Below are 8125 nucleotides of genomic sequence, written 5' to 3'. Positions count from 1 at the left end.
GAGCCCATCCTGACGGATGGGCTTTTTGCGTTTTAGTCGTCTGTAACTGTCGGATATCGTTCTCCCTGTATCCAATATCCCTCATGAATCCTGCCGGATTTATGCTGTCTCCCTGTATAAGATCCAGAGTAATTCCCTCTCCACATTCCAGACTTATGTACCAGGCTTATAATATGTACCTGTGGGCATGAGAGAAAATAATGGCCATTAAGCCTTTTAATTACCAGCAAGACTTTTCCAGCATCGATTTTCGCCAGCACCCGGAGCTCTATCAGGTAGGAAGAGGCGAACAGGGCGTGTTGTTGGTTGAGCCCTATAAAAGCGAAATCCTTCCCTACTGGCGCTATAAAGATGAAGCATCCGCGACTGAATCTGCCAGGGAAATTTATCAGCTCTTCGAGTTTTATCGACAGCAGAATGATTTCGTTGGTATGGATATGGCACGAAAATTTATTCAGATGGGCTACACCCGGGCAAGGCGTTATGCCAATTACAAAGGTGGTAAAAAATATGCAAAGGATGGCTGCCTGAATCCACGTGGTAATGATCCTGTTAAGGCAGCAGCTGCGGCAGTCTTTAAACAATGGTGGGATAAACTTCGGCAGGATGAAGATTATCTCCAGAGAAAAAAGAAACATCAGGCTCAATGGGGGTAATTTTCAACCTCAATGTTCCTCGCCCCGCATAAATATTTACCGTGATTTAGCCTATATAAAAAACTGTATTGCCCAATCTTCACCATATTTCACTTTGTTAATCCTTAAGAATCTACTTTTAATCGCGAAAAGCTACATTACGAAAAAAAATGTGAATAGCATCACAAACTAAAAAATAACAATTATATAACATTTGATTTACTAACTGATTTGCCTGATGGCGCGGGGACACCCGATGAGGCAGATTGCAGTCTTTGCTGGAGCAGAATTACAATGACAGAAAGCAGTATTAGCGAACGTGAATCGCTGGAACATGCCGATACCCGGCGCCGTATATGGGCCATTGTTGGGGCATCGTCAGGGAATCTGGTGGAATGGTTTGATTTTTATGTCTATTCATTTTGCTCACTCTATTTCGCGCACATCTTCTTTCCTTCCGGGAATACCACAACCCAATTGTTACAAACGGCAGGAGTGTTTGCTGCCGGTTTTCTGATGCGTCCAATCGGGGGATGGATATTCGGGCGCATTGCTGATCGTCGTGGACGCAAAACTTCTATGCTGATTTCCGTATGCATGATGTGTTTTGGTTCACTGGTGATAGCCTGCCTGCCGGGTTATGCAACGATAGGAACCTGGGCTCCGGCTCTGCTTCTGCTTGCACGTTTATTCCAGGGATTATCCGTCGGGGGGGAATACGGTACCAGCGCCACCTATATGAGCGAAGTTGCCGTAGAAGGTAAGAAAGGGTTCTATGCCTCATTTCAGTACGTCACGCTGATTGGTGGTCAACTTCTGGCGGTGCTGGTTGTTGTTGCATTACAACAGATCCTCAGTGATGAAGATCTTCATGCCTGGGGATGGCGTATTCCGTTTGCCCTTGGCGCAGTCCTGGCTATCGTGGCCTTGTGGCTGCGACGCCAGTTGGACGAAACTTCTAAGCAGGAAACGCGCGCGTTAAAAGAGGCTGGTTCGTTCAAAGGGCTCTGGCGTAACCGCAAGGCATTTATTATGGTACTGGGCTTTACTGCCGCCGGGTCGTTAAGCTTTTATACCTTCACCACTTATATGCAAAAATATCTGGTCAATACCGCGGGTATGACAGCGGGCACCGCCAGCATGATTATGACCGCTGCTTTATTTGTTTATATGCTGGTTCAGCCACTTTTTGGCGCCCTCTCGGACAAGATTGGCCGTCGTACCTCAATGCTCTGTTTTGGCGCGTTGGTCACCCTCTTTACCGTGCCGATTCTTAATGCGCTACAAAACGTGAGTTCGCCGTATGCGGCGTTTGCTCTGGTGATATGCGCCCTGCTGATCGTAAGTTTCTACACCTCAATCAGCGGCATTCTGAAGGCGGAAATGTTTCCGGCCCAGGTACGTGCTCTGGGCGTTGGGCTTTCTTACGCTGTAGCCAATGCGCTATTCGGCGGCTCGGCCGAGTATGTCGCACTGTCGCTAAAATCTGTGGGAATTGAGCACGCTTTTTACTGGTACGTGACCGTCATGGGGGCGATTGCTTTTCTGGTCTCTCTGACGCTGCATCGTAAAGGTAAAGGGCTGCGCTTGTAGATTTATTGATGTGCCAGCTGCCATACCGCATAGCCGGTTGTGGCGCCTGCCACATCCCAGGCGAAATCTTTCCAGCTCCAGCCGCTCCCCGACGGGCGGCTGTCCCATAGCTCCTTCGATGCCCCTAAGCTCACGGAAAACATAAAGCCAATAGCGCCGCTCCGGTCGCGACTATAGCCTTGATGCTGGGCATATTCGTTACCTGCGGCAGAAAGCATCGCTGAGGCGAGGAAGTGCTGGGCTTTGTCCTGACCGCTCCATGAATCATTGGCCATATGGCTGCAGCCGGTCAGTAGTAACAGCGGGGCAATAAGCATGATATTGCGCATACAAATTCCAGGAAAAAGCCCCGCTGAGCGGGGCGGAAATTCAAAGAATACGGCTGATAAGGCGGTCGATTCGAATACGTCGCAGGCGTCTGATCAGTTTGCGTACTTTTATCGGGTAGTCGGCAATACTTTGTAGATCGCGATAGTGCTTAACGATCGTGGTATGTTTACGGATGAGGCTGAGTTCTTTTTCGCGCATGGCACCAAGCTGATGCTTTGGATCGTGGATAAGAATCGCGTTTTCCAAATCCAGCCGCCATGCGCGCGGGTTCAGGTTATTGCCGGTCAGTAGCATCCACTCATCATCAACCCACATGCCTTTCAGGTGATAGCTGTTATCATCATCCTTCCATAAACGGACAATGAGCTGGTCAGTATTCACGTAATACTGCAGACGGCTCAGGAAGCGCCGCAGATTAATTTCATAAAGATAGGGCAGCGCGCCGATAATTTTAAATGGCTGATCTTCCGGAATATAGAAATCATTGGCGGTTTTATCGCCGACGATAATTTCGACTTTTTTGCCACTCCGCAACAGCTGAATGATATTACGTACCAGCAGAGCCGGCAGGTTGAAATAGGGGGTGCAGATAGTCAGCTTATGCTCAGCGCAGGGCATCAGATGGAAAATGGTTTTATTCAGCAGGCTCGTCTTGCCCAGGCCAACTAGCGGGGTTACCGACAGCTGCTCTTCGTCGGCATCGCCTGGGAAATGGTAGCGGCTATCGCGCAGCTCCTGGCGGTACTGGCGGATTTCATTCTTGATTTCCGGGCTTTTTGGGCGATCGGCCTTATCAAGGCGGTTAACGCCGCGACCTTGCACCAGGTTATTCGTAACCCAGTCAAACATCACATCGGCCATTTTCGCGTTGCGAATGCACTGGTAGCGATCATAACGATACTTATCGTGCTGATGCAGGTAAACGTCGTTCAGACTGGCGCCGCTGTAGAGAACGCAATCATCAATGATAAAGCCTTTGAAATGGAGGACGCCGAGAGCTTCCCGGGTATTGACCGGAACGCCATAAACCGGGATATCGACGCCAGGGTTCTCCTGCGCCATGCGGCAATACCAGTCGGCGTTGGTGTTTGACGCGGCGACGCCAATACGCCCGCGCTGGGCACGATGCCAGTCAACCAGCACCTGGACATCTAACTCTGGACGCTGACGCTTAGCGTCGTACAGCGCCTGCAAAATTCCTTTACCGCCATCATCCTGTTCCAGATAGAGCGCAATGATACAAATACGCTGGGTGGCTTGAGCTATCCTGGCCAGTAACGCTTGCCGAAAATCTGCCGGAGCGTAAAAGAACTCGATATCATCAACTGACTGAGAAAGCTTAGGGAGTTGGGCAAGGTGTTGTTGATGTTTATTGCGTTTAAATTTTGACAACATCACAGTGCGTTTCTTCTCTGTTTATTGAAGGGTCTTCTGTACCATGCAGACGACGTAAGCGGGCAATAATACCATTACTACCCGTTAAAGTAGTCAACAATTGCGGCCAGCCGATTGTAATTGCTCAGATACAAGCTGTAGAGACAAACTGACAATTCCATCTTCAAGCTGAATATCAACTGAGAATCCTAGCTTTCTGGCGAGTCCAATCATGCCTTTATTATTAGGCATAGTAATGCCATTCAGCCGCTGCAGACCGTGACTTTGCGTATAGGCAATGAGCTTTTCCAGTAGCTTACGGCCTAAACCCATACCCTTTAAATCAGAGCGCACCAGTACGGCAAATTCGGCATCGATGTTATCCGGGTCGGAGATCGCTCGCGTCACGCCGAGGATCTCATTCCCTTCAGCCGTCGTGCGCACGGCAACAAAGGCCATTTCTCGATCGTAGTCGATCTGCGTCATGTTAGCTAAATCATCGTGAGTAAATTCGTTGATTTCGCTGAAGTAACGATAATAAAGATCTTCCTTCGTGACCTGCGCGATAAAGGCCAGCAGCTGCGGCTCATCTTCCGGGAGTATGGGACGGAAAAGGCAGCGTTCGCCATTCTTCATCACCACCCACTCCTCCTGCTGCTGCGGATAAGGGCGGATGGCCAGGCGGCTTTCACTATCGCCAGTGAACGGCGCGAGGGTTAACGTGACGTCAAGCGCGGTAAACTCGTGACCGGAAGCCAGCAGAGGGTGGATATCGAGGCGCTGGATTTCCGGGCAGTCGACGATCAAATTCGATACATGTACCAGTAGCTGACTCAGGCCGGGAATATCGAGCGGGCGCAGCGCGCTGCGCCCGCGCACTTTTTTGCTTTTGATGGCCTGGATGACCAGGTAGCGCGCAAGGTTCATATTGAGCGGCGGGAGTGCGACGGCGGCCTGATCTTCTGCTCGCCATTCGACGCCGCCTTCGCCCAGCATGATCAGCGGTCCAAAAACCGGATCGTGCTCGACGACGACCCGCAGCTCCTGCGCCCCGGCTCGATTGGCCATGCTTTGCACCAGCAGTCCGTGAATACGCGCCTGCGGCCAGGTCATTTTGACACGATCGATAATCGCGTCCGCGGCCTGCTGTACCTCGGTAGCCGTACGTAGGTAAAGCATGACCCCCTGGACTTCCGACTTATGGGGGATGTCTGGCGAGCGGAGCTTGAGCGCGACGGGGTAACCTATCTGTTCGGCGATATGCACGGCCTCGGCGCTATCTGCGGCAATCCACGTCGGTAGAGTATGAATACCGTAAGCGCGCAGAACAGGACTCACTTCATGGGTATCCAGCGTGGTGGCACCTTCATTGATTGCGCGTTGTAACAGACTATGCGCTTCGGCTGTGTTAGTGGCTAATGAGACTGGCAGTACCGGGGTCTCTCTGAGCTGCTTCTGGTTACGCCGGTATTCCACCATATGCATAAACGCGGTTATCGTCCCTTCGGGGGTGCGATAGGTCGGTAGTCCCGCATCGCTAAACAGACGACGCGCCTCTTGCGATGAAAACTCACCGCACCAGTTAGTCAGAACCGTAACGTATTTACCGCGCGGATGGCGCTTCAGGGCGTCAATCAGCGCCAGCGCGCTTTCCGTCCCCGGAGCAGCAGCGCTGGGTGAATGGATCACCAGCAGCGCGTCGTAATCATGGCTATCCAGCAGCACGTTCAGCGCTTTGAGGTAATGCTCGCTACTGGCGTCATCGCGGAGATCCAGTGGGTTAGCGATATCCATGGTTTCAGGCAACGCCTGGCGGAGAAGAGCGCTGGTCTCTTCGCTGAGAGCGGCAAGTTTGCCGTTGCGCAGCCAAAGCTCATCCAGCGCCAGCGCAGCCGGCGCTGCGCCGTTACTGATAATCATGATTTTCTCGCCGCGCAGTGGGCGCATATGGCTGAGGGTTTCCACCGCAGAGAACAGTTCGTGAGTATCCTGAACCCGCAACAAACCCGCGCGCTGAATAGCGGCGTCCCAGGCCGGATCCATACCGGAATTGACGTGCAGCAGCTTTTGCGCCGCCGGACTACGCCCGCTTTTGATCACCAGGATAGGCTTATTGCGCGACGCGCTACGGGCCGCGGAGACAAAGCGACGGGCGTCGCTAAGGTGTTCAAGATAGAGCAGAATAGCGCTGGTTTTACTGTCGCGAGCAAGGAAATCGAGCAGGTCATCAACGTCGATATCCAGGCTATCGCCGAGCGCAATAAAGTAAGAAAACCCCATTTCGCGCTGCTGGGCCCAGTCGAGGATGGTGTTGGATACGGCCGCCGATTGCGAAATAAACGCCAGTTTACCGCGATGGATAGGAACCGGCGAAAAGCTGGCGTTAAGGCCCTGCCAGGGCGCAAGCAGGCCGAGACTATTCGGCCCGAGCAGGCGCATTTGATAGCGGGCTGCGCATTCAAGCAGCGCGGGATACTGTTCGGGTAGTGAAGAGAGAATAATGCAGGTCTTACACCCTTTTTGCCCCAATGCTTCCAGAAGCTCAAGGTTTCTTCGGGCATTGGTGCAAAGCACCGCGAGATCGGGGGTAAAGGGCAGGCTGTTGACGTCAGGCCAGGCCAGTACGCCCTGAACCGCTTTCCACGCCGGCGTAACGGGAAGGACAGGGCCGTTAAATCCGCCAGCCAGCAGGTTGCGCATCATCAGATAACCGGCGCGCTGTGGTTTCATTGATGCGCCGATAACGGCGATCGATTTCGGCCGCAGCAATGCTTCGAGGCCTCGTTGGCTCATTCCGGTCTCCTTTGATCCCCAGTGACCGAATGATTTTAAACGTTTTCTGTTAGTTGTGCTGTGATACCGCCCTTATGCTGCGTTTTTCCTGCCAGATAGCGCGTTCTGAATAAGCTGAAATGATCGCCAAGTGCGCTGGCTGCGGTGACATCCCCCGCAAGATCCAGCAGCGCTATGGCGACTTCAGCGGTACAGTATTGGCCTTCTGCATGGGCTTCTCGCAGGCGATAAGCGGAGACGCGGGACAGATCAACGGAAATCATCGGCAGCGCATCAAGCCAGGGACTTTTGCGGAACATTTTTCGCGCCTCGGGCCAGGTGCCGTCGAGCATAATAAACAGCGGAGGTTTGCCGGGAAGCGGTGCGTCAAGTACCCGGCGCCCGGCGCTGGCATAGGAGGCAGGAAAAACCACCATTGGCTGATATCTCGCGTCGGCAACGAGATCGAGAAGCGCCTGCGGCGGTTCGGTTCGTGACCATTGAAAGGCTTCCGTATCCGGCAGGATATCGGCAATCAGGCGTCCGGTATTGCTGGGCTTCATTGGCTCGGTATCGAACATCACCAGGCAAAAACGGCTGGTGGCGGCAACGGGATTAAGGGTCGCGCAGAGGCACTGTTTCAACGGCAGCAAACAGCGCTGGCAGCGGTGAATACGGTTGCCGCGAGCAAGAAAAGGCCGGGTGGCGCGCGCGAGACGTTCGGTGCGAAGGCGAAGGACGGCGTTATCAGTCATGGGGATCGCTAAGAAAAAACGCCATTGTCGCAGAGGTAAAAACGGGGCACAAGCGGTGCCCCGTCGGGTTTATTGCTGGCCGGCTTCGTTCAACCAGCTATCGAAAGGCGCTTTCGGTACGGCGCCGTTCAGCATGTCGATGACTTCGCCATTTTTGAACATCATAATGGTCGGGATACTGCGGATGCGGAAGCGGGCGCTCAGTTCGCGTTCCATTTCGGTATTCACTTTCACGAACCGCATTTCGCCGCTGCGCTCTTCAGCCACATCTTCGAAAATGGGCGCAAAGTTACGGCAGGGGCCGCACCACGGCGCCCAGAAATCAACGACAACGGGCAGATCGTCCTTCAGCAGTTTATCCAGCGTTGCCCCGGTCGCGTTGATCACATCGCCGTCAAAAAGATCGTGGCCGCAGCGCCCGCATTTCGCGCCATCAGCGCTACGATCGTCGGGGATGCGGTTCAGAGCCTGGCAACTGGCACAAACGGTATTCATAACTAACCTCTGGTTATGGGTTGCAGCGCGGCACGTGGCCGATTTGTTTCTGTAATGTTACATATTATCGATGCAGTACTAATAAAGGACAATGAGTTTTATTCAATGATTACGATAGACTCAGGCTTTTAAATGAAATAATGGCTAAGTGATGGCACATCGGGTAATCTG

At 52.8% G+C, this 8125-nt stretch carries 7 protein-coding genes; 2 read left to right on the top strand and 5 right to left on the bottom strand.

Features of this window, described 5'->3' with window-relative positions; genetic code table 11:
* The first annotated feature begins 200 nt into the window (after positions 1-200).
* Complete coding sequence (locus tag HMPREF3178_RS03085) at positions 201-656, top strand: DUF4385 domain-containing protein (RefSeq protein ID WP_004114495.1); 456 nt, start codon at positions 201-203, stop codon at positions 654-656.
* Positions 657-929: 273 nt separating this feature from the next.
* Positions 930-2228 carry an MFS transporter gene (locus tag HMPREF3178_RS03080; protein ID WP_004104606.1) on the top strand — a complete coding sequence of 433 codons (1299 nt, stop codon included), beginning with the start codon at positions 930-932 and terminating at the stop codon, positions 2226-2228.
* 2 nt (positions 2229-2230) lie between these two features.
* Here the strand turns inward: HMPREF3178_RS03080 and HMPREF3178_RS03075 are convergent, their stop codons facing one another.
* The 5 genes from HMPREF3178_RS03075 to trxC all read right to left on the bottom strand — a co-directional run bounded on the left by HMPREF3178_RS03075 (position 2231) and on the right by trxC (position 7954).
* Entirely contained in the window at positions 2231-2557 is a 327-nt protein-coding gene (locus HMPREF3178_RS03075) for a YfiM family lipoprotein (protein ID WP_004104604.1), read from the bottom strand.
* Between the two features lie 40 nt (positions 2558-2597).
* Positions 2598-3953 (bottom strand): CDP-diacylglycerol--serine O-phosphatidyltransferase, encoded by a 1356-nt coding sequence (gene pssA / locus HMPREF3178_RS03070; RefSeq protein WP_004104602.1) that lies wholly within the window; start codon positions 3951-3953, stop codon positions 2598-2600.
* A gap of 93 nt (positions 3954-4046) precedes the next feature.
* Positions 4047-6725 carry a bifunctional acetate--CoA ligase family protein/GNAT family N-acetyltransferase gene (locus HMPREF3178_RS03065; RefSeq protein WP_017145528.1) on the bottom strand — a complete coding sequence of 893 codons (2679 nt, stop codon included), beginning with the start codon at positions 6723-6725 and terminating at the stop codon, positions 4047-4049.
* 35 nt (positions 6726-6760) lie between these two features.
* Positions 6761-7459, bottom strand: a complete 699-nt coding sequence (locus HMPREF3178_RS03060; RefSeq protein ID WP_017145529.1) for a tRNA-uridine aminocarboxypropyltransferase — start codon at positions 7457-7459, stop codon at positions 6761-6763.
* A 69-nt stretch (positions 7460-7528) separates the two neighbouring features.
* Positions 7529-7954, bottom strand: coding sequence for a thioredoxin TrxC (gene trxC / locus HMPREF3178_RS03055; protein WP_004104599.1), 426 nt, complete (start codon positions 7952-7954; stop codon positions 7529-7531).
* Between the last annotated feature and the right edge of the window lie 171 nt (positions 7955-8125).

It is taken from the genome of Klebsiella sp. HMSC09D12 (genome assembly GCF_001808475.1).
Lineage (GTDB): Bacteria > Pseudomonadota > Gammaproteobacteria > Enterobacterales > Enterobacteriaceae > Klebsiella > Klebsiella oxytoca.
Note: the sequence above shows the minus strand (reverse complement) of the source record. Positions and strands in the feature narration are given on the sequence as shown.

What these genes read in the sequence shown, in the direction of transcription:
- HMPREF3178_RS03085 (WP_004114495.1), top strand. Translation starts at nt 201, where the DNA reads ATGGCCATTAAGCCTTTTAATTACCAGCAAGACTTTTCCAGCATCGAT.
- HMPREF3178_RS03080 (WP_004104606.1), top strand. Translation starts at nt 930, where the DNA reads ATGACAGAAAGCAGTATTAGCGAACGTGAATCGCTGGAACATGCCGAT.
- HMPREF3178_RS03075 (WP_004104604.1), bottom strand. Translation starts at nt 2,557, where the DNA reads ATGCGCAATATCATGCTTATTGCCCCGCTGTTACTACTGACCGGCTGC.
- pssA (WP_004104602.1), bottom strand. Translation starts at nt 3,953, where the DNA reads ATGTTGTCAAAATTTAAACGCAATAAACATCAACAACACCTTGCCCAA.
- HMPREF3178_RS03065 (WP_017145528.1), bottom strand. Translation starts at nt 6,725, where the DNA reads ATGAGCCAACGAGGCCTCGAAGCATTGCTGCGGCCGAAATCGATCGCC.
- HMPREF3178_RS03060 (WP_017145529.1), bottom strand. Translation starts at nt 7,459, where the DNA reads ATGACTGATAACGCCGTCCTTCGCCTTCGCACCGAACGTCTCGCGCGC.
- trxC (WP_004104599.1), bottom strand. Translation starts at nt 7,954, where the DNA reads ATGAATACCGTTTGTGCCAGTTGCCAGGCTCTGAACCGCATCCCCGAC.